Annotated in this window: 17 protein-coding genes; 3 read left to right on the top strand and 14 right to left on the bottom strand. The window is 74.0% G+C overall.

What is annotated here, in order from left to right:
- Positions 1–35 precede the first annotated feature (35 nt).
- Positions 36–461: a hypothetical protein gene (locus ABZW10_RS12635; RefSeq protein WP_355363303.1), complete on the top strand. Its 426-nt coding sequence runs from the start codon at positions 36–38 to the stop codon at positions 459–461.
- A 278-nt stretch (positions 462–739) separates the two neighbouring features.
- Here the strand turns inward: ABZW10_RS12635 and ABZW10_RS12630 are convergent, their stop codons facing one another.
- Together ABZW10_RS12630 and ABZW10_RS12625 are read right to left on the bottom strand one after the other, a co-directional pair.
- A complete protein-coding gene (locus ABZW10_RS12630; protein ID WP_355363301.1) occupies positions 740–1,402 on the bottom strand; it encodes a hypothetical protein in 663 nt (220 codons plus the stop codon).
- A complete protein-coding gene (locus ABZW10_RS12625; protein ID WP_355363299.1) occupies positions 1,399–1,959 on the bottom strand; it encodes a sigma factor-like helix-turn-helix DNA-binding protein in 561 nt (186 codons plus the stop codon). Before ABZW10_RS12625 ends, ABZW10_RS12630 begins: the two co-directional genes overlap by 4 nt.
- 323 nt (positions 1,960–2,282) lie before the next feature.
- Between ABZW10_RS12625 and ABZW10_RS12620 the strand changes: the two genes are divergently transcribed.
- Entirely contained in the window at positions 2,283–3,098 is an 816-nt protein-coding gene (locus ABZW10_RS12620) for an SAM-dependent methyltransferase (protein WP_355363297.1), read from the top strand.
- 27 nt (positions 3,099–3,125) lie between these two features.
- On the opposite strand, the gene ABZW10_RS12615 is transcribed toward ABZW10_RS12620, so the two are convergent.
- From ABZW10_RS12615 to ABZW10_RS12575, 9 genes are all read right to left on the bottom strand, one after another.
- On the bottom strand, positions 3,126–4,412 hold the full coding sequence (locus ABZW10_RS12615; RefSeq protein ID WP_355363295.1) for an ABC transporter permease: 1,287 nt from the start codon (positions 4,410–4,412) through the stop codon (positions 3,126–3,128).
- Between the two features lie 82 nt (positions 4,413–4,494).
- Positions 4,495–5,349: an alpha/beta fold hydrolase gene (locus ABZW10_RS12610; protein ID WP_355363293.1), complete on the bottom strand. Its 855-nt coding sequence runs from the start codon at positions 5,347–5,349 to the stop codon at positions 4,495–4,497.
- Positions 5,346–6,314 (bottom strand): VlmB-like protein, encoded by a 969-nt coding sequence (locus ABZW10_RS12605; protein WP_355363291.1) that lies wholly within the window; start codon positions 6,312–6,314, stop codon positions 5,346–5,348. Before ABZW10_RS12605 ends, ABZW10_RS12610 begins: the two co-directional genes overlap by 4 nt.
- Positions 6,315–6,356: 42 nt before the next feature.
- Positions 6,357–7,343, bottom strand: a complete 987-nt coding sequence (locus tag ABZW10_RS12600) for a DUF2156 domain-containing protein (protein WP_355363289.1) — start codon at positions 7,341–7,343, stop codon at positions 6,357–6,359.
- The gene (locus ABZW10_RS12595) at positions 7,340–7,825 is read right to left on the bottom strand and encodes a hypothetical protein (RefSeq protein WP_355363287.1); all 486 of its coding nucleotides are present in this window, start codon (positions 7,823–7,825) and stop codon (positions 7,340–7,342) included. Before ABZW10_RS12595 ends, ABZW10_RS12600 begins: the two co-directional genes overlap by 4 nt.
- Positions 7,825–8,277, bottom strand: coding sequence for an SRPBCC family protein (locus tag ABZW10_RS12590; protein WP_355363285.1), 453 nt, complete (start codon positions 8,275–8,277; stop codon positions 7,825–7,827). Before ABZW10_RS12590 ends, ABZW10_RS12595 begins: the two co-directional genes overlap by 1 nt.
- Before the next feature lie 32 nt (positions 8,278–8,309).
- Positions 8,310–9,497 (bottom strand): aminotransferase class III-fold pyridoxal phosphate-dependent enzyme, encoded by a 1,188-nt coding sequence (locus tag ABZW10_RS12585; RefSeq protein WP_355363316.1) that lies wholly within the window; start codon positions 9,495–9,497, stop codon positions 8,310–8,312.
- A 197-nt stretch (positions 9,498–9,694) separates the two neighbouring features.
- Positions 9,695–10,834, bottom strand: a complete 1,140-nt coding sequence (locus ABZW10_RS12580) for an acyl-CoA dehydrogenase family protein (RefSeq protein WP_355363283.1) — start codon at positions 10,832–10,834, stop codon at positions 9,695–9,697.
- Positions 10,831–12,441, bottom strand: coding sequence for an aldehyde dehydrogenase family protein (locus ABZW10_RS12575; protein ID WP_355363281.1), 1,611 nt, complete (start codon positions 12,439–12,441; stop codon positions 10,831–10,833). Before ABZW10_RS12575 ends, ABZW10_RS12580 begins: the two co-directional genes overlap by 4 nt.
- Before the next feature lie 233 nt (positions 12,442–12,674).
- On the opposite strand from ABZW10_RS12575, the gene ABZW10_RS12570 reads away from it, so the two are divergent.
- Positions 12,675–13,157, top strand: a complete 483-nt coding sequence (locus ABZW10_RS12570; protein ID WP_355363279.1) for an SRPBCC family protein — start codon at positions 12,675–12,677, stop codon at positions 13,155–13,157.
- A gap of 49 nt (positions 13,158–13,206) precedes the next feature.
- Here the strand turns inward: ABZW10_RS12570 and ABZW10_RS12565 are convergent, their stop codons facing one another.
- The 3 genes from ABZW10_RS12565 to ABZW10_RS12555 all read right to left on the bottom strand — a co-directional run bounded on the left by ABZW10_RS12565 (position 13,207) and on the right by ABZW10_RS12555 (position 19,945).
- Entirely contained in the window at positions 13,207–13,794 is a 588-nt protein-coding gene (locus ABZW10_RS12565; RefSeq protein ID WP_355363277.1) for a TetR/AcrR family transcriptional regulator, read from the bottom strand.
- A 224-nt stretch (positions 13,795–14,018) separates the two neighbouring features.
- Complete coding sequence (locus ABZW10_RS12560; protein WP_355363275.1) at positions 14,019–16,850, bottom strand: beta-ketoacyl synthase N-terminal-like domain-containing protein; 2,832 nt, start codon at positions 16,848–16,850, stop codon at positions 14,019–14,021.
- Positions 16,847–19,945, bottom strand: coding sequence for an amino acid adenylation domain-containing protein (locus tag ABZW10_RS12555; RefSeq protein WP_355363273.1), 3,099 nt, complete (start codon positions 19,943–19,945; stop codon positions 16,847–16,849). The genes ABZW10_RS12560 and ABZW10_RS12555 overlap by 4 nt, the downstream gene beginning before the upstream one ends.
- Positions 19,946–20,105: the final 160 nt, after the last annotated feature.

The raw sequence follows: 20,105 nt of genomic DNA, 5'->3' as shown, positions 1-20,105 counted from the left end.
CTCCCTTCGCCCGAGATTCCCCGGAGACTTCGTTCATGACCGCATCACTCGCGCCGCGCCGGGACGACCCGGGACCCACCGCCTGGCGGCTGCGCATCTGGGGGCGGCTGATCTGCGCGGGCCTGGCCGTCGGGGGCGGCTGGGGCGCCGTGATCACCGTCCTCGGTTACAGCTTCGTGCTCATCCCGATCGGCGCCGTGCTGGGAGCCGCCGTGACCACCTCCATCGCCATCCTGACGGCGATGCTGCTGGCCTGGATCCCCGACCGCGCCGCGCTCAGCTCCTGGACCGCGCCGCTCACCGGTGCGGCCCTCGCCTGCGCCGCGCAGTTCTACATCATCGGCATCGTCATCGACGAGCCGCAGGCCTTCCTGGACCCGCGGATCGCGGCGATCACGGCGACCACCGCCGCACTGGTCGCGGCCGGCTTCCTCTGGGCCGTGCGCGGCGCCCGCCGCTGAGGGCCCGGTCCGGCGATCGGGCGCCGTCACCACGCAGGTCGACGGCCCAACGGCGACTACGCCCTCGGCCGTTGGTCGGGCTGGATGGACACCGAGGCCCCGGGGGCGGCCGGCCCGATCGACCCGGCCACCACCCTGGCGGTGGCCGGCATCCGAACCGGCTCCGGACGTGCCGCCGCCCCCGACGAGCGTCTTTCGTCGGGGGCGGCGGCGCACCTCGGCGGGCACCCAGCGGGGCAGCACGCCCGGCACGCGCCGATGCCGGCCGCCGCCGTCCGCTACGGCTCGCCGGTGAGGTCGCGGACCAGGGTGCTGCTGACCTGGGGCAGTTCGCCGTACTCGGGGTCGTCGCCGTCGACCGGGAGCTGATGGATCACGGCCGCGATGCGGGGCGGCAGCCGCACGTCGAGGCCGTGGTGGCAGCGGGCCAGTATGTCGGCGAGCACCCTGGCCGGAAGCAGGGCGCGCGGGGGGTCCAGCACCCGCTGCGGGGGGCGGGGCCGGGTGGCCATCGCCTCGGCCTGCTGGCGCCAGACCTCGGCGTCCAGGAACTCCCCCAGGCTGCGGTGCAGCAGGCTCAGGAAGGACGCCGCGGTGTAGGAGCCGCCGCCGGCCGCGAACTGCCACCAGAACTGGGCGCCGTCGCGGTGGTCCGCGACGTACAGCAGGGCGCCGAGCACCAGGGCGCCCTCGGGCTGGATCCGTTCGCCGTTGACCAGCAGGCTCAGGGAGGCCGCGGCGGAGGGCATCGCCAGGACCAGGGAGGCGGCGAGGTCGAGTTCGTGGGCCGCCTGCTTGTGCTCGGAGGACATCGGGCTCGGCGCGGTCAGCAGCCGTTCCCAGGAGACGCCGGCACCCCCCGGCTGCGGCCGCGGGGCCCGGGCGGGCGTGTGGACGCCGGTCGCGTTCGGGTGCAGGGCCCGGTCGTGCTCGGTGCTCACCGGCCCTCCCCGCGCCGGCCGCCGAGCGCCGCGGCCAGCCGGTCGAGGGCCTGGCGCACGGTCGAGCGGACGTTGGCCTCGGTCGTCCCCAGGTAGCTGGCGATCTGGTCGTCCGGCAGGCCAAGCAGGTAGCGCAGCACGATCACGTCGTGGCGCCGCTCGGACAGCCGGCGCAGCGCGGCGTACAGCTGTTCGTGGCTGCCCTCGGTCTCCAGCAGGTGGTGTGCCCGCTCGGCGGCGGTCCGCACCGACTGGACCCACCCGGGGACGTGCGTCTGGGTGGGCAGCGGTTCGCCGTTCATCATCAGCTCCGCCAGGCAGGCCCCGATCTCCTCCTTGAGGATCGCCCAGGCGTGGAAGGGCGGGATCTGCTCGCGCAGGATGCGGGGCCACTCCTGCCACACCCGGGCCTTGGCGATCTCCACCACCGTGTGCGCGACGGCGTCGTCGCGCAGGCGCGCGCGGGCGAACCCGGTCCAGGCCCTGCCGTGCGTGTCGCAGAACGCGTCGAACGTCAGGCGGTCCCGGTCGCCGACCACCCAGTCGCTCTCGGTCAAGTCCCAATCCTCCCCTGCGGCACCCCGGCCGGACGGCACCCGGTGCGGGCCGCCGGCCTCGGGTGGAACCCTACGGCCCTTCGCGGTGACAGCGGGAACTCGCTTCCCCGGTAGGCACATTAAGGCGTATTGGGTGGCGAGATGTTAAATCGCAACAAGAGGTTTGAAGATCAGACATATGGTGAGGCGACCGCGGGGCGAACGTCGCGCGAACATACCCGGAGCGAACCGCTGCGCGACCCGATTCGGTTATCCTGCTCGACACTTGTGGCACCGTCGACGCCCCGCGCGGGGGTGCTCCGACGACCTGGCAGGGGGAGCGCATGACCGACGGCACGGCCCGGAGCGACGACGTGGAGGTCAACCTCGACATCCATCTGGCGCATTCGGCGCGGATGTACGACTACTACCTCGGCGGAACGACCAACTTCCCCGCCGACCGGGAGGCCGCCGGCCGGGCGCTGGCGGTCTTCCCCTACGCCCGCTCCGCCGCCCGCGCCAACCGCGCCTTCATGCGCCGCTCGACGCGGCTGCTCGCCGAGGCCGGCATCCGGCAGTTCCTCGACATCGGCACCGGCATCCCGACCTCGCCGAACCTGCACGAGGTCGCGCAGTCGGTCTCCCCGGACGCCAAGGTCGTGTACGCCGACAACGACCCGATCGTGCTCCTCCACGCGCAGGCCCTGCTGCGCGGCACCGAGCAGGGCGTCACCGCCTACGTCCAGGCGGATGTGCGCGAGCCCGGGGCGCTGCTGGACTCGGCCCGGGAGGTCCTGGACTTCACCCGGCCGATAGCGCTCAGCATGAACGCCCTGCTGCACTTCGTCCCGTCCGAGGCCCACCGGATCACCGAGGGCCTCAAGGAGCAGCTGCCCGGCGGCTCGGCGCTGGTGATCAGCCACCTCACCCAGGACTTCGCGGCCGAGGAGACCGAGCGGCTGATCCAGGTCTACACCGCCGCCGGCACCGCGGTCGCGGCCCTGACCCGGGGCGAGTTCGGCGAGTTCTTCACCGGCTGGAACCTCATGGCGCCGGGTGTCGTCGCCACCCAGCGCTGGCACCCGACGCCCGAGGACGAGGCCGAGCCCGTCACGGACGCCGAGGCCTCCTGCTACGGGGCCGTCGCGATACGCCCCTGAGCCGCGCTCCCCCGGCGGCCGCGGGGCTCAGCCCGCCGCGGGTACGGGGGCCTGCGCGGGGGTGCGGGCGAGTTCGTGCCGGTGCACGCGGGCGTGGCCGCGCCGGTCGTAGCGCCGGCTGGCGCCGAAGCCGACGGCCAGGGCGAGCAGCAGGTAGCACCCGAGGGTCACCCAGGCCGAGGTGAGGCCGGCCGCGCCGCGGGCGTCGAAGAACAGCAGCGCCCGTACCCCGTCCACGACGTGCCGGGCCGGGAGGACCGACCCGAGGGCGGCGAGTGCCGGCGGCATGGCCTCGACGGGCATCGCGCCGCCCGAGGTGGGCGCGCCGAACAGGGTGACCAGCAGCAGGGCGAGCAGCTGACCCGGGGTGCCGAGCGCCGCGACCAGGCAGAGCGTGAACGTGGCGATGGTGATCGTGGTGCCGATCGAGAGCAGCCAGAGCTGCAACGGGTGCGAGGCCGGCATGTCGAGCAGGAGGGTCGCCGTGGCGAGGACCGCGGTACCGCTGAGCACCGCGGCCCCGGCCCCGATGCCGGTCTTGGCGAGCAGGGTCTGGGTCCGGCTGATCGGGGCGATCAGCTGCAGCACCCGCTTGGGGCCCACCTCCATCGGCAGGAAGCCGAGGGCGACGTCCAGGCCGGTGGTGACCATGATGGCGGGCAACAGGCCGGCCAGCAGCAGCATGATCGTGTAGTAGAGGGGCAGGGTGCCGCCGCCGGACTTGGCGGGGACGGGGTGGCCGGGGACGGCGCTCACCAGGACGGGGTCGGCGAGCAGCAGGCGCAGGGCCGGGTCCGGGGCGCCGGCCCGGACCGCCAGGCGCCGGCCGAGCTCGGCGGAGGCGTCCGCGGCGGCGGCGGTGGCGGCGTTCTGGGACAGCGAGGCGGCCAGGCCGCCGGCGCCCGGGTTGGTGAGGACGGTCAGCACGGGGCGCTCGGCGGGCCCGTCGGACGCCAGCAGGCCGAGGGCCGCGCGGCTGAACTCCGGCGGGATCACCAGGACGGCGTAGACGTCGTCGTCCGCGAGCCGGTCGAGCGCCTGTTCCCGGGTGCCGAGGTCCTGCCAGGCGATCCGGTCCTGGGTCGCGCGCTGCTGGAGGACGCCGTCCCGGACGGCCCCGCCGAAGTCCACCCGCTCGCCGCCCGCGAGGGCGCCGGTGTCGGCGTTGACGATGCCGACCGGCAGGCCGTGCAGCCGGCCCTGCGGGTCGATGCTCGCCCCGAGGTAGGCGGACGTGCAGATGATCGCGAGCAGTGCGCCGGCGACGGCGGTGAGCCAGGCCTTGGGCCGGCGCCAGATGGCCGATGCGCGCATGGGTCTCCTCTCGTGGGGCCGGCCCTCCGCGGGCTCGGCGATGGGCTCGGCGGTGGGCTCAGCGGTGGGCTCGGCGGTGGGCTCAGCGGTGGGTGTCGGCCCAGGCGCGGATCCGGTCCGCGATCGCCCCGGAGTCGCGGACCCAGCGGAAGTGGTCCGGCCGCCGGCCCGCGTCGCCGGCGTGGTGGTCCCGGTCCAGCCGGGCGGACGGGATCTTCGCGCAGAGCCGGTCCACGGCCGGCAGCGGGGCCAGGTCGTCGCCCGCCACCGAGAGGGCCAGGACCGGCAGGGTGAGCTCCGCCAGCAGGGTCTCGTAGTCCCGGTCGGCCCCGGCGGGCTCGAACCGGCCGGTGCGGCAGATCCGGGCCCAGTCGCGCATCAGGACGGCCGACTGGCGCCCGGCGAAGCCCAGCCGGTCCCCCGGCCAGTGGCCGACGGCGGTGGCCACCGCCGCGGTGAGGTGGGTGGCGGCCAGGACCCGCGGGCCGTGCAGGCCGGGGAAGCCGCGGTGGTCGACCGAGCCCGTCGCGACCAGGGCCACACCGGCGACCGCCTCCGGGTCGGCCGCCGCGTGCAGCAGCGAGACCTGCCCGCCGAGGCTGTGGCCGACCGAGTAGACCGGCAGTGCCCCGAACCGGGTGCGGGCGGCGCCCAGCACGGCGGGCCAGTCCAGGGTGGCGAGTTCGTGGTAGCCGTGCCGGGCCGAGCGGTCGGCCCGGGGCCCGCTCGCGCCCTGCCCGCGCAGGTCGGCGCAGACCACGCCGAAGCCGGCGCGGGCGAGTTCGGCGCAGAACGCCTCGTAGTGGGCGGCCCTGACGCCGAGCGCGGGCCACAGCACGGCCACCGCGCTCGGCGCCCGGTCGGGCACGGTGACGGTCGCGGCCAGCGTGGCGGGCCGGCCGGGGACCGGGACCGTCAGCCGCTCGACCGTGGTCATCCGGCGGCCCCGAGCAGCATGTGCTCCAGCCGGGACTGCTGGGTCTCGTGCGACCAGCGTTCGGCGGTGGCCAGCCGCTCCTGCGGGGTGGTGTCCAGCAGCAGCCGGTCCGGCCAGACCTGGTATCCGGCGGCCAGGGCCGCGTGCTCCTCCATCCCCCGCTGGAAGAGCGTCTCGCGGCGCATCAGCATCTCCTGCATCGGCAGCCGCTGCCACAGCTCGTAGCCGCGGCCGATCACGTCGAGCAGCCGCCGGCGCTGCCCGGGCTGCTCGGTCAGCAGTCGGCGGATCACCGCGCTGCCCACGGTCAGGTGGCGGATCTCGTCGACGTTGGCGGCCCGTTCGATCAGCGCGGCGGCCGGGTCGAAGCAGCGCCACTTGCGTTCGCTCAGCTCCGCCGCCGGGGCGAGCACGCCCTCCACCAGCACGGTGAGCACCAGGACACCGCCGTAGAAGTCCGCGTTGTCGCGGAGCACGCCGAGGCCGAACTCCTCCAGCGGGTCGAGCACGGCCGCGCCGTCCGCTCCGGCCACCCGCTGGACGGTGGCGGCGAGTTCGCCGGCCGGCACGCCGAGGCGCAGCAGGTGGTCGCGGAAGGCGCGGGAGTGCCGGGCCTCGTCGATGAGCTGGGTGGAGAAGAACTCCAGGCAGCTCTCGTCGGGGGCGTGGAAGACCAGCTGGGTCAGTGCCCTGGTCGCCTTGGACTCGGCGAGGTGGCGGAAGGCGAACTCCGCGACCAGGGCGTCGCGCAGCGGCCCGGGGGTGAGCACCGCGGGGGTCGGCCCGGGGTCGGGGACGGTGCCGTCGCGCAGCTGGCGCAGCATGCCGCCGGCGACGTGGTCGAACCAGTACGGCAGGTCGCACTGTTCGGGGGTGAGTTCGAGGTCGCGGGCGCCTTCGAGGACGCCGGGGGCGGACCTGAGGTCGACCTCCGCGGGGAGGTCCGGGGTCGTGCCGATGGTCATGGTGGCTCCAGGTCAGCGTGAAGATCGATGGTTGACGATTCGTCAGATCGCTCGGGTGGCCCGCATCAGGTTCCACACCGCGGTGGGCGAGACGCCGCCCTCGAAGGCCGCGTACTCCGGTTCGATCACCTGCGGGTCCCACTTGAGCTTGAAGGCCTCCTGGCTGCGCGCCGGGTAGACCGCCCGGCCGTGCTCCGCCAGCAGGCCGACGACGCGGGCCAGGGTGCGGCTGGCCGCCGGCGGGTCGTGCTCGGCCGCGAGGCCCGCGAACGGGGTGAGGCCGAGGTGCAGCCAGCCGGCGCCCTCGGACTGGAACCGGGTGAGCGCGGTGAGATTGATCAGCTCCACCGTGCCCACCGGGCTGTCGGGGCGGCGCCGGGTGAGGTCGTAGAGCCAGCCGGGGCGGGCCCCGTACGCCGGGGAGTAGCTGATGTACCCGATGGTCCGCCCCTCGCGCCGGGCGACGAAGGTGCGCCGCCAGGACGCTCCGGGGCCGCCCCGTTCGCCGATCAGGAACCGCAGTTCCTTGACGTGCCGCCCCTTGTCGCGCAGCCAGGCGGCGTCGATGGCGGACAGCTCCGGGTCCTCGCCCTCGCCCTGGGCCAGCTCGGTGACGGTCACGCCCTCCCGGCGGGCGCGGGCGGTGTTCTGCCGGACCTTGGCGAGTGCCCGGCCGCGGGTGGTGAAGGCGGCCAGGTCGATCGCGTAGGTGCTGCCGATCTGGTTCACGGCGAAGCCCTGTCCGGCGTACAACGGGATGTCCGGGGCGCGGAGTTGGGCGACGGTCAGCCGGGCCGGGACGGCCGCGCGGAACTCGGCGAGCAGCGCCGCACGGTGTGCCGGCGGCGCGAACGGGCCGCCGAACTGAATGGCGTGCCGGCCCCGGAGCGTGTAGGCGATGAGGCCCCGGTCGTCGCCGCCGTGGTGGTGCCGGGTGCCGGAGTTCAGGGCGAGGAAGCCGCTGGGGTGGTCGGCGTGGCGGCGCAGGGTCTCGGCGGCGTCGGCCCGGGGAACGGCCGGGGTGGTCACACCCGCTCCTTCGACCCGGCCGGCCGGGCGAACGTCGGGGAACCGCCGGCGAGTTGCTCGTCGAAGTCGACGAAGGCCGGGTGCGGGGAGGGCTCGAACGGCACGCTGAACGGCTTGAGGAAGTTGCCGAGCAGCCCGCGGTCGCCGCAGAGGTGGAGCGGGATGGCGAGCAGGGCCCACTCCGGCCCGACCAGCCACGCCCAGAGCGCGGCGACCGCGCCGGCGGTGAGGGCGCTGTGCATGGTGTTGTACAGCACGTAGTAGGCGCGGTGGATCCGTCCGCCCTTGGCCCGGTGGTGGGCGAGCGCCCCGGGCAGGTACCCGATGACGTCGATGTAGCCGAACAGCGCGAGGGCGGGCAGCCAGCGCACCTCGTCGAAGTGGTAGATCAGCAGCCCGGCGCAGATCAGCAGGCCGGTGAGGTACTCCGCGCGCAGCAGGCGGTAGGTGACCCGCGACTCGAAGCGGTTGGCGGCGTCCATCAGGCCTCCGTCCGGGCCGGTCCGGCGCCGAGCAGGCCCTCCAGGATGCCCAGGATGTTCTCCCGCAGCACCCGTTCGGCCACCGGGTCGATGATGCCGGCCAGGCTGGGCAGTCCGAAGTCGAACTCCGCGCTGAAGCGGACCGCGCAGCCCTCGCCCTCCTCCCGCACCTGCCACTGGCCGGTGAAGGTGTCGAAGTCGCCGGTGGTCTGCTCGAAGGAGATCAGCCGCCGCTCGTCGTCGAAGGTGTCGGCCTCCGACCAGCTGAGCACGCCGTTGCGGAAGTCCACCTCCCAGTCGCTGTGCAGCGGTTCGGTCCGCGGCCCGGGGTGGACGGTCACCTGCCGGACGGCCTCGACGAGCGAGGGGTAGCGGGCGAAGTCACCGATCCGGGCGTACGCGTCGTCGGGTGCCACGCTGTCGTAGCGGACGTCCAGGTCCACGGTTCTCATGGGTCGTCACCTTCACTTCTCGGGGAGGAGTACTACGCGGAGGGGCGGGACGGGGCGGGGAGCCGGGCGGCGAGCGCGCGGGCGGCGGCGGTGACGGCGGCCTCCAGCCGCTCCAGCTCGTGCTCCTCCAGCACGGCGGGCGGGGTGAAGCGGGCCACCGCGTGGGCGTTCAGGGAGTGGTTGACCACCACCCCCCGGTCCAGCAGTTCGAGGATGAACTCCCCCACCAGGCCGGCGTCGTGGAACTCGACGCCGATCAGCAGCCCGCGGCCGCGGATGTCGGCGACCAGGTGCGGGCAGTGCTCGCCGAGCACCCGGGTCAGCATGGTGAGCAGCCGGCCGCCGAGCGCGTGCGAGCGGCCGACCAGGTCCTCCTCCTCGATCAGTTCGACCGCGGCGCGGGCGGCGGCCATGGCGATCGGCGCGGCGGAGAAGGTCGAGGTGTGCAGGAAGGGGTCGCGGTCGAAGGCGGCGAAGGCCGCGGGGGTGGCGATGGCCGCCGCGACCGGGACGACGCCGCCGCTGAGCGCCTTGCCGACCAGCAGGACGTCGGGCACGACCTGCTCGCGGTCGGCGCCCCACATGGTGCCGAGCCGGCCCAGCCCGGTCATCACCTCGTCCAGGACGAGGAAGGCGCCGGTCCGGCGGCACAACCGCTCGACCTGCTTGAGGTAGCCGTCCGGCGGGATCACCACGCCCGCCTCGCCCTGCACGGGTTCGAGGATCACGCAGGCGTCGGAGGCGTCCGGGCCGAGGGCCGCGGCCAGCGCGTCGATGTCGCCGTACGGGACGTGCGCGGTGTCCGGCAGCAGCGGCCGGAACGGGTCCTGGTAGAGCGGCTTGGCGGTGGCGGAGAGCGCGCCGAGCGTCTTGCCGTGGAAGCCGTCGACCATGGAGACCAGCCGCCGGTGGCCGGCGCTGCGGGCCAGCTTGATGCCGGTCTCCACCGCCTCGGCGCCGGAGCCGCAGAAGTGCACCCGCTCCAGGCCGGGCGGCGCGACCCGGGCCAGGGCGGCGGCGGCGTGGGCGGCGGAGGGCTCCAGCAGCAGCCGGGTGGACAGCGGGTGGGTGCGCAGCTGGTGCTCGACGGCGGCGACCACCTTCGGGTGGCAGGCGCCGGCCAGGAAGACGCCGTAGCCGCCGCAGTTGAGGTACTCGCGGCCGTCCGAGGTGCGGACCACGGAGCCGGAGGAGGACGCCTCGACCTGGCCGCCGAACATCTCGCCGAGCTTGCCGCGCCCCCGGCTGAGGTGGGCCCGGTAGAGCGCGGCGATGCCGGCCGGGTCGTGCGGGGCCGGTGCCGTGGTTTCGAGCGCCTGGGTCACTGCCCGGGTCCTTCCTGGGGTCGGTGGGGTGGCGACGTGCGCCCGGCCGGTCGACGGGGGATGCGCCGACCGGGCGCACGTGCCGATCTGGGTCAGGACAGCAGCAGCGGCTGTCCCGCGTGGTGGTCCAGCAGGGCCTGGGCGCTGCTGGACCGGGAGGGCGGGTGGAAGGCCAGGGCCCGGCTGACCGCGAGCAGGTAGCCGACCTCCGAGGAGCCGATGTAGGCCATGCCGCCGAGCAGTTCGGCGGCCCGGTCGGCGGCCTCCACCAGCAGGTCCTGGGCGGCGTAGCGGGCGGTGAGCACGGCGGCCAGCTCGTCGTGGCCGACCTCGCCGGACTCGGCGGCCCGGGCCTGGTTCTCCACCACCGCGATGGCGGCCTCCAGCTTGGTGGCCAGTGCGGCCCGGTCGGTGGTGCTGCCCCGGCCCTCGTCCAGCGCCCGCTCGACCAGCCGGGCGACCGCGCCGGTGTAGGCCGCGGTCACCAGCAGCTCGAACCAGACGAAGCCGACGGTCTGCAGGGTGTCGAGTCCGCCGCCCAGTTCCTGCTTGGGCTTGAGCATCAGCTCGGGTGCCACCTCGACGTCCACCAGCCGGACCTCGTCGCTCTCGGCCCCGGCCAGGAAGCCGCTGGCCCAGAACGGGTGCCGGGTGATCCCGGGCGAGGTGGCCGGGATCAGCGCGACGCCCAGTTCGGTGCCGCCGTCCGGCAGCGGGACCGCCACGCTCGCGGTGAGCAGGTCCATCGACCGGGACAGGCTGCACGGCTTTTTGGCGCCGGTGACCAGGTAGCCGGCCTTGACCTGACGGGCCGTCATGGTCGCGCTGAGGATGCCCTGTCCGGCGCGCCCCTCGGCGAAGCCGGAGGCCACCAGCAGCCGGTCCCGGGCGATGCCCTCGATCAGCAGCCACTCCAGGCCGGTCGCGTCGGCCGAACCGAGCAGCGCGACCAGGCTGGCCACCGAGAAGTTGTGCATGGTCGCGGCCACCGCGAGCGAGGGCGACAGCGCCCCGATCGCCCGGGTCGCCCGGACCGCCTCGAGCGGGCCGGCGCCGCCGCCGCTGTAGGCGGTCGGCACCAGCAGGCCCGGGCCGCCGGCCCGGCGGAAGGCGTCCAGGCCGGGGCTCTCGGCCGACTCCAGGACCTCCAGCGGGACGTCGGCGAGTGCGTCGCGCAGTCCGGGCAGGAACGTGTCGCAGGCCTCGCGGGCCAGCTCCATCGAGCGGATCATTCGGCCGCCTCCCGTGCCGGGACGAGCGCCTCGAACGCGGCCTCGACCGGCCGGATCCCGTCGGCCACGCTGACGCCCTGCAGGCGCGAGGTGCGCAGGATCGGGAAGTTGGCCTCGCCGCCGGGTCCGCCGGTCAGGCCGTTGCCGCCGTGGGTGGGCAGCAGCGGCAGGAAGCCGATGTGCGAGTCGTTCACCTTGATCAGGCCTCCGTTGGTGACGCCGGCGACGAACCGGTCCACCACCCGCGCGTCCCGGGCCCAGAGCGAGTTGCGCAGCCCGTAGGCGTTGGCGTTGGTGAACTCGATGACGGACTCCAGCAGTTCGTCGTCCGGGGCGTCCTCGGGGACGACCACCGGCAGCAGCGGGAAGAAGGTCTCGTGCCGGACGGCGTCCAGGTCGTCCGCCGCCTTCAGCCCGTCCACCCGGAGCAGGGTGGGCTCCAGGAAGAGCCCGATCGGGTCGGGCCTGCCGTCGACGTCCACCCGCTCGCCGCCGCACAGCAGTCGGGCGCCGCCGGCGACGGCCTGCTCCAGCACCTCGAAGAAGGAGTCGGCGCGCAGCACCGGCGAGAGCAGCACTCCCTCGTCCTCGGGGAAGCCGGGCCGGATCTCGGCCACCCGGGCGCGCAGCCGTTCGATCAGCCGGTCGGCGATCCGCGGGTGGACCACCGCGCGGTTGGGCACCATGCAGATCTGGCCGGAGCCGTAGAAGGCCTCGGCGAGTGCCTCGGCCGCCAGGTCGGGGTCGGCGTCGTGCCAGACCACGGCGGTGTCGTTGCCGGCCAGTTCCAGCACCGGCTTCTTGCCGCGGGCCACGCACTCGGCGCCGAACGCGACGCCCTTCTCGCTGCCGCCGAAGTACATGATGTCGTCGACCAGCGGGCTGTCCAGCCAGTGCTGCAGGGTCTGCCGGGCGTCGGCGCAGACCGCGTTCAGCACCCCGGCCGGCGCGCCGACGCGCTCCAGCGCGGGGACCACCAGCCGGTGCAGCGCGTGCAGCACGCCGAGCGGCGCGCTCACCGGCGCCCGGACCACCAGGGCGTTGCCGGCGGCCAGCGCCCAGACCCCGAGCATCGAGTTGGCCACCGAGGCGTTCTGCGGCGGGTTGAGGCAGACCACGCCGTCCGCGACCCGTCGGACGGTCATCCGACGGGGCCCGATGACGGCCTGGTGCTCCATCTGGCCCCGGCACCACTCCCGGGTCTCCTCGCCGGTGTTGGCCAGCCAGCCGGTCAGCTCCCAGCGGGCCAGCGTGCGCGGGTGGCCCTCGGCGACCATCAGGTCGACGATCTCGTCGAAGTGCTCCACGACCAGGGCGCGGAACTCCTCGACCAACCGCATCCGGGCGGCCAGCGGGAAGGCCCGCCACTCGCGGGCCGCCGTCGAGGCGGCGACCAGGGCGGCGTCCAGGTCGTGCCCGTCGGCGAGGGAGCAGCGGCCCACGACCTGCTCGGGGGCGTCGGCCGGGGCGATCCGGCCCTTCTCCAGGCCGCGCTTGAGCGCCAGCGACCCGAAGAAGTCGCGCACCATCGCGGAGGACCGCAGGGTGTACACCCAGTCGGTGCCAGGGCGGTCCTGCCCCGCGATGTAGGAACCGTAACTCAGCATCGCGTCACTCCTGTTCTTCGTCGCATTTTTCGTCGATTCCGGCCGCGGCAGGACTGTGCCGGACAACCGTGGACTCCCTGCGCGGGGGGCCTCCGGACGCTCCGGTCCGGGCGGGCCGCGGGAACACCGCGCCGTTCGGACCGCGAGGCCGATTCCTCCAGAACGATCCGTCTCGTCCTACGGTAGAGTCTGCCTGTCCCCCCGTCAACAACCCGCATGTCAGGGAGGTTTGTGTGAACCGACAGTGGTCGGTCGAGGAAAGCATGCTGATCGGGGCCCGCCCCGAAGTGGTCTACCGGGCCGTCAGCGACATCCGCCGGATGGGTGAGTGGAGCCCGGAGTGCAAGGCGGTACTGGCCCGGCGCGGGCCGGCCGCCGCGGGCTCGCCGTTCGTCGGGTTCAATCGGCGCGGCGTGGCGGTGTGGTTCACCACCTGCCGGGTCACCCGGGCCGAGGAGGGCCGGGAGTTCGCCTTCCGGGTCGGCATTTTCGGGCTGCCGGTGGCGAGTTGGGGGTACCGCTTCGAGCCGGCCCCGGACGGCGGCACGACGGTCACCGAGTACTGGCAGGACCTGCGGAAGGGACCCGGCGCCCGGCTCACCGAGCTGCTCGGGCTGGTCTTCACCGCCACCCGCCCGATCGACCGGGCGCGGATCAACCGCCAGGGCATGCGCACCACGCTGGAACGGCTCAAGCGCGCGGTCGAGCGCGGCTAGGAGGGTTCGAGGAACGGGCCGCGCCGTGCCGCACGGCGCGGCCCGGGTGTCACTCGGAGCGCAGGTAGGGCGAGTTCAGCGTGCCGTCGACCAGGCGCTCGACGTCCGCCTCGGAGAAGGTCTCGTCGAAGAACAGGCAGCGGAACAGCATCACGCCCGCCCAGCTGTCGAGCACCAGCGAGACGTCCGTGTCCGGCGGCAGGTCGCCGCGCTCGATCGCCCGCTCCAGGGCCTGCGTCGAGCGGTTCTTGCGCTCGCCGACCAGGTTGTCCCGCAGCACGTTCTCGAACTCGGAGCTCGCCGCCGTGTCGGCGATCAGACCGGGCAGCACCGCACGGACCTCACGCAGGCCGAACAGCCTGGCCAGCGTGTTGGCCGCGGCGAGCATCTCCGCCCGGCTGTCGCCCAGGTCGGCCGTCGGCACCTCGGGGAAGGAGTCGCGCAGGGCGTCCAGCACCAGGGACGGCTTGTTGGGCCAGGTGCGGTAGATCGTCGCCTTGCCGACCCCGGCGTTGGCGGCCACCCCGCCGATCGTCAGCTTGGCGTAGCCCTGGGCGACGAGCATCTGGTGGGTGACGGACAGGATCCGCCGACGGGCCTCCAGGTCCCGCATGGCCGCCCCGGACGCGCCGTCCACGCGTGTCAGCGTGCGCTTGGTACCCACTGCTTCTCAATCCCCTGGCGTCGGAAGTGACTTGCGGCGACGGACGTGGCCGGTATCAGAAAAGAACGAGTCGGACCGTTCTATCATGACTGCGCCGCGCCGGGCCACCTCGTCCGCGGCGCGCCGGGCTGCGGCGGGGTGCGCCGGGCTGCGGCGGGGTGCGCGCACCGCCGCGCACGCACCCCGCCGCGCCGGCCTCAGGCGCCGCGCCCGTCCAGTACCGCCTGGAAGGCGGCGGCCAGCCTCGGCACCAGCGCCAGGTCGGTGAACATGGTGTAGTGGTTGCCGGGCACCGGGACGACCGACATCTCGCCGTCGACGTGGGAGCGCCAGTAGTCCTTGCTCAGCAGCTTGATCCGCAGCACCGCCACCTCCTCCTCCGGGTGCGGCTGCTCGGCGTCGAAGACCACCACCGGTCCGCTGACCTTCCCGTCCGGGTAGTACCCCTTGAGGGCCTCGTGGTTGCGGCGCCAGATCCGCACGAACCGCAGGAACTCTTCCTCCCCGGCGGGCAGCCAGTCCGGGCGGGTCCTGAGCACCTCGGCCACCTCGGCCATGCTGCGCGGCGGAGCGGCGTCGCGCCGGATGCCGGCGTCCGGCATCACCGAGGCGATCATCTGCGGCAGCGCGACCAGGAACTCCTGCTCGGTCAGCGACTCGCCGACGTACGCCTCCGGCGGGTGCGCGTCGAACAGGTACAGCCCGGAGACCCCCTCGCCGGCCCGCTGCAGCTGCAGGGCGACCTCGAAGGCGAGGTTGCCGCCGAAGGAGTAGCCCGCGAGCCGGTACGGCCCGTGCGGCTGCACCGCCCGCATCCGCTCGATGTACAGCGCGGCCAGCTGCCGGATGGTGACCGGTCCGTCGCCGAGCTCACGGGGGTAGGCGAACGCGGTCAGCGGGCCGTCGAAGTCCAGGTGCTCGGCCAGCCGGAAGTAGCAGAAGTTGGTGCCGCCCGCCGGGTAGATCAGGAACAGGTGCGGGCCCTCGCCCTCGCGCACCCGGACCGTGGCGGAGTACTCGGCCGTGCCGTGGACCAGCTCCGTCAGGTACTCGGCGATCCCACCGGGGGTGCGGCGGTCCGCGAACGCCTCGAAGTCGACCTCCACGTGGTAGCGCTGCGACAGCAGGCTCGCCGCGTCGACCGCGGTGAGCGAGTCGCCGCCGAGGTCGAAGAAGTCGTCGTCGGGGCCGATCCCGTCGATGCCCAGCAGCTGCTGCAGCACGGCGACGACCTCCGCCAGCAGCTCCCCGGCGGCGGCCCCCGGCGCGGCCGGCGTCGCGGCCGGGGCCGGGACCGGGGCGGCGGCCTCGCGGAGCGCCGGCTCGATCCAGTGGCTGCGCGGTTCGAGCGGGTAGCCGGGCAGGACGGTCTTCACCGCCGAGCCGAGGTCGCCGAGCAGCTCCGGCGCGACGCTGCCGCCCGCCACGAAGTCCCGGGCCGCCGGGTGGTCCCCGGCCCGCCCGCCGCCGGCCAGGAACGCGTCCAGTCCGGCCAGCGCCTCGTCCAGGGACCCGGCGACCAGCGCCAGGCGCTCCGTCCAGTGGGTGCGGCCGGTGCCGAGCGTGAGGGCGAGGTCGTCCAGGCGCGGCCGCGCCTGCTCCAGGTGGCCGCGCAGCCGCTCGGCCTGCCGGACCAGCGCCTCGGGGCCGCGCGCGGACAGCAGCAGCAGGTACGGCTCCCCCGCCGGCTCCCGGCGGCGCTCCGCCGCGACGTGGCGGCCCAGGACGCAGTGCCCGTTGGTGCCGCCGAGCCCGAAGGAGCTGACCGCGGCGGCCGTGATCGGCTCGGCCGGCAGGTGCTTGTCGGTGTGCACCACGTAGCGCGAACGCTCCAGCGGGATCAGCGGGTTGACCGCGGCGAAGTTGATCTGCGGAGGCACCGTCTGGTGGTGCAGCACCAGCGCGGTCTTGATCAGGCCCACGATGCCCGCGGCCGCGTCCAGGTGCCCGAGGTTGGCCTTGACGCTGCCCAGGGCGCACTCCCGGGTGGCGTGCTCGTGCGCCATCGACAGCGCCCGGATCTCGATCGGGTCGCCGATCGCGGTGCCGGTGCCGTGCGCCTCGACGTAGCCGATCTCGTCCGCCGAAGTGCCGGCCGCGGCCAGTGCGGCGGTGACGGCGCGGGCCTGGCCGCGCACGCCGGGCGCGGTGAAGCCGATCTTGTCGGAGCCGTCGTTGGTCACGGCACTGCCGCGGACCACCGCGTAGATCCGGTCCCGGTCGGCGAGGGCGTCCGCGAGCCGCTTGAGCACGACCACGCCGGCCCCGTTGCCCCGCACGGTGCCGCCCGCCGCCGCGTCGAACGGCCGGCAGTCGCCGTCGGGGGACGCGATGCCGCCCTCCTTGTGCAGGTAGCCGGAGTGCTGCGGCACGGTGATGCTCACCCCGCCGGCCAGCGCGACGTCGCACTCGCCGCCGCGCAGCGCGGCCGCCGCCTGGTGCAGCGCCACCAGCGAGCTGGAGCAGGCGGACTGCACGGTCTGGCTGGGACCGGTGAGCCCCAGCTTGTAGGAGACCCGGGTGGCCAGGAAGTCCTTGTCGTTGCCGATCAGCACCGGGTAGCTGAGCTCGGTCGGCGCGCCCTCCTGCTCGTCGCGCAGGATGTTGTTGAGCAGGTAGGTGCTCATGCTGGAGGAGGCGAACACCCCGATCGCGGCGTCGCCGGCGCGCGGCACCGTCCCGGCGTCCTCCAGGGCGCGCCAGCAGGTCTCCAGGAAGACGCGGTGCTGCGGGTCGGTCACCCGCGCCTCCTGCGGGGTGTAGCCGAAGAAGTCCGCGTCGAAGCGGTCGACGTCCTCCAGCGGGACGCCCCGGGCCACGTAGCCCGGCTGGGCCCGCAGCCGCTCGTCGACGCCGGCCGCGGCCATCTCCTCGTCGGTGAACCCGCGCACGGCGCTGACGCCGTCCACCAGGTTCTGCCAGAACTCGTCCACCGTGCGCGCACCGGGCAGGCGCACCGCCATGCCGACGATGGCCACGGGCTCCGCGGGATTGGCGGCAGTCATGTCGTTGCTACGCTCCTTGGTCATGCCGCACCACCGGCGGCGAGGGTCAACAGGTCCAGGTGGGTGGCCAGTTCACGCACGGTCGTGTGCATGAACAGGTCGATCATCTCCAGGCCGGGCACGTCCTGGGCGAGTCGGCGGTGCACCTGGAGCACCTGTACCGAGCTGCCGCCGATGTCGAAGAACCGGTCGTCGGCGGTGAATTCGGAGAAGCCGAGGACCTCCCGCCAGACCCGGGCGACCCGGACGACCGCCGGGGTCGCCGCGCCGTCCGCCTCGGCGAAGGACAGCCGGGTGTCCGGCTCGGGCTCGGACCACGGCAGCGCGGCCGCGTCGACCTTGCCGTTGACGGTCAGCGGCAGCGCCGCCACCTCGGTGTAGCGCGCGGGCAGCATGTAGCCCGGCAGCAGGTCCTTCATCGCCGCGCGGATCCGCTGGTCGTCCGCCTCCGGGCGGCGCACCACGAACCCGACCAGCTGCGGCTCCGCCGCCCGCTCGTCCAGCAGGACGGCGCAGTCGGTGATGCCGGGCACCGCGCGCAGCGCGGTCTCGACCTCGCCCAGCTCGATCCGGTACCCGCGCAGCTGGACCTGCTGGTCCATCCGGCCCAGGTAGACCAGGTTGCCGTCGGCGAGCACCCGGCCGAGGTCGCCCGAGCGGTAGAACCGGCCCTGCTCTCCGGGGAGTTCGACGAAGCGCTCGGCGGTGAGCTCCGGCTGTCCCAGGTAGCCCAGCGACACCCCGGCGCCGGACACCAGGATCTCGCCGGGGACGCCGACCGGGACCGGCGCCAGGTGGTGGTCGACCACCCGCACCGCCAGGTCCGCGAGCGGCTTGCCGATGATGCTGGGACGGCGCTCGGCGATGTCCTCGGGCGTCACCCGGTAGGACGTCACATGGACGGTGGTCTCGGTGATGCCGTACATGTTCACCAGCTCCGCCCGCGGGCCCAGCAGCTCGACCCAGCGCGCCAGGCAGTCGAACTGCAGCGCCTCGCCGCCGAAGACCACGTAGCGGACCCGGATCCGGTCCACGTGGCGCTCGTCCAGCGCCCCGCTGAGCCGGCGGAAGGCCGAGGGCGTCTGGTTGAGCACCGTGACGCCGGTCTCGGCGAGGAAGTCGGCGAACCGGTCGGGCGACTTCCGCTCGGCCTCGGACGGGACGACCAGGCGGCCGCCGTAGAGCAGCGCGCCGTACATCTCCCAGACCGCGAAGTCGAAGGCGTAGGAGTGGAAGAGGCACCAGGTGTCGTCGGCCGTGAAGCGGAACTCCCGGTCGGCGGCGCCGAACAGCCGCAGCACGTTGGCGTGGGTGACCTGGACGCCCTTGGGCTTGCCGGTCGACCCGGAGGTGAAGATCACGTAGGCGGGGCGCTGCCGCAGGTCCCGCACCGGGAGCGGCGTGCCGGGCAGGTCCGCGGCGGCGCCGAGCAGTTCGTCCAGCGGCAGGCGCGCGTCGTGGCCGATCCCGGCGAAGACGTCCGGTCCGCAGATCAGCGGCAGCTCCGCGAACCGGCCGATGATGTGGCGCACCCGGGCCTCGGGCGCCGCCGGGTCGAGCGGCACGTACGCCTTGCCGGCCTTCAGCACGCCGAGCAGCACCGCGATCAGGTCGCAGCCGCGGTCCATCGCGACGGCCACGTGGTCGGCGGGCACGGTCGCCCGCAGCCGGCGGGCGATCCGGTTGGCCCGCTCGTCCAGTTCGCGGTAGCTCAGCCGCTCGGTGCCGTACTCGACCGCGGTGCGGTCCGGGTACCGGGCGGCCCGCTGCTCGAAGACGGCCTGGACGGAGGGCGCGGTCGGGACCGGGAGGTGCCGGTTGACCAGGGCGTCGATGGCCCGGGCGCGGTCCGGGGAGACGCCGCGCACCTCGGCGAGGTCGACGTCCCGGCCGACGGCCACCGAGTCCAGCAGGGTCAGCAGGGTGGCCGGCGGGTCGCCGGCCGCCAGGGCGTCGGTGTGCGCGAGGTGGTAGCCGTAGCCGTCGCCGAGGTCCTCGACCCGGGCGACGAGCGGGTAGACCAGGTCGCGGCGGTGCAGTTCGAGGCTCTCGGCCGTCCAGTCGGCGATCCGGAAGGCGAGTGCCTGGCGGTAGTAGGTGAAGGAGCTGCTCGGTGTGTGGCGTCCGGCCCGGACCGCGGGGATGACCTCGTCGGCGTGCGCCGTCAGGTCGAAGTCCTCGTACCGGATCATCGAGCCCATCCGCTCCTCGACGTCCCGGCACAGGTCGCCGAAGGTGGCGTAGGCGTCGAGGTCCACCGCGAGCGGCAGGGTGTTGACGAAGTAGCCGTACGCGAGGCGCCGGCGCTCGTCCCTGCGGCGGTTGCCCAGCGGGATGGCCGTGGTGACGGTGCGGCTCGCGCTCAGGGTGCCGAGCAGCAGCAGGTGCACACCGAGGAAGAAGCTGAACTTGCGCACCCCGAGCTCGGCGACCGTCTTGTCGATCGCGGCGTTCAGCTCCGCGTCCAGCGGCAGCCACAGGTGCGAGCCCTCCAGGATCCCCTCGCCGTTGCGGCCGGCCTCCAGCTCCTCCAGCGCGAGCGCGGAGAGGCCGCCCAGCATCGAGCCGAAGAACTCCTTCGCGGCGGGGTCCCGGGCGTCGCCGTCCGGGAAGTCCAGCGGGCTGAGCTCGGCGCCGGCCGGCCGCGCGGAGGGGTCCCGGTAGAGGCGCTCGATCTCCGGGCCGACGTTGTAGAAGGCGAAGGCGTCGCAGATCAGGTGCGACATCCGGATGGTCAGGAAGGTGGCGTGGTCGTCCTCGACCAGCGTGTAGTCGTACAGCGGCCAGCGGTCGACGGGGATCTGCCGGCGGGCCTCCCCCGACATCCGCTCCCGGACGCGCTCGGTGGCGTCGCCCGCGCAGCGGGTGAGCGGTACCCGGTAGCGGCGCTCCGGGTCGTACACCGCCCTGACCTCGCCGTCGCGCTCCGCGAACACCGTGTTGAACGCGACGTTGGCGTTGAGGAACGCCTCGACCGCTCCGCGCAGGCGCTCGGAGTCGATGTCCCCGGTCATACGGAAGGCGAACGTCAGATCGTACGAGGTGTCGCGGGGATGAACTTTTCCGTGCAGATAGAGCTTTCGCTGAGCGGCCGTGAGAACGCGTACCGTCTCGGGCATTTCTGACATCCCCCATGAGTGGCTTGCTGATTGCCGCGGAGGCTCGGTCCCGGCGATCTGGATATGCCGAATAAGGCACTGACGAAAATCTCGCGACACGGCGGCCGATTGCCCGCTGTGCGGATGCCGTGACTCTCCCCGGGCATCGCTGTCGGGGTTC

Origin of the sequence: Kitasatospora sp. NPDC004723 (assembly GCF_040609255.1) — a bacterium.
Taxonomy (GTDB): domain Bacteria; phylum Actinomycetota; class Actinomycetes; order Streptomycetales; family Streptomycetaceae; genus Kitasatospora.
Note: the sequence above shows the minus strand (reverse complement) of the source record. Positions and strands in the feature narration are given on the sequence as shown.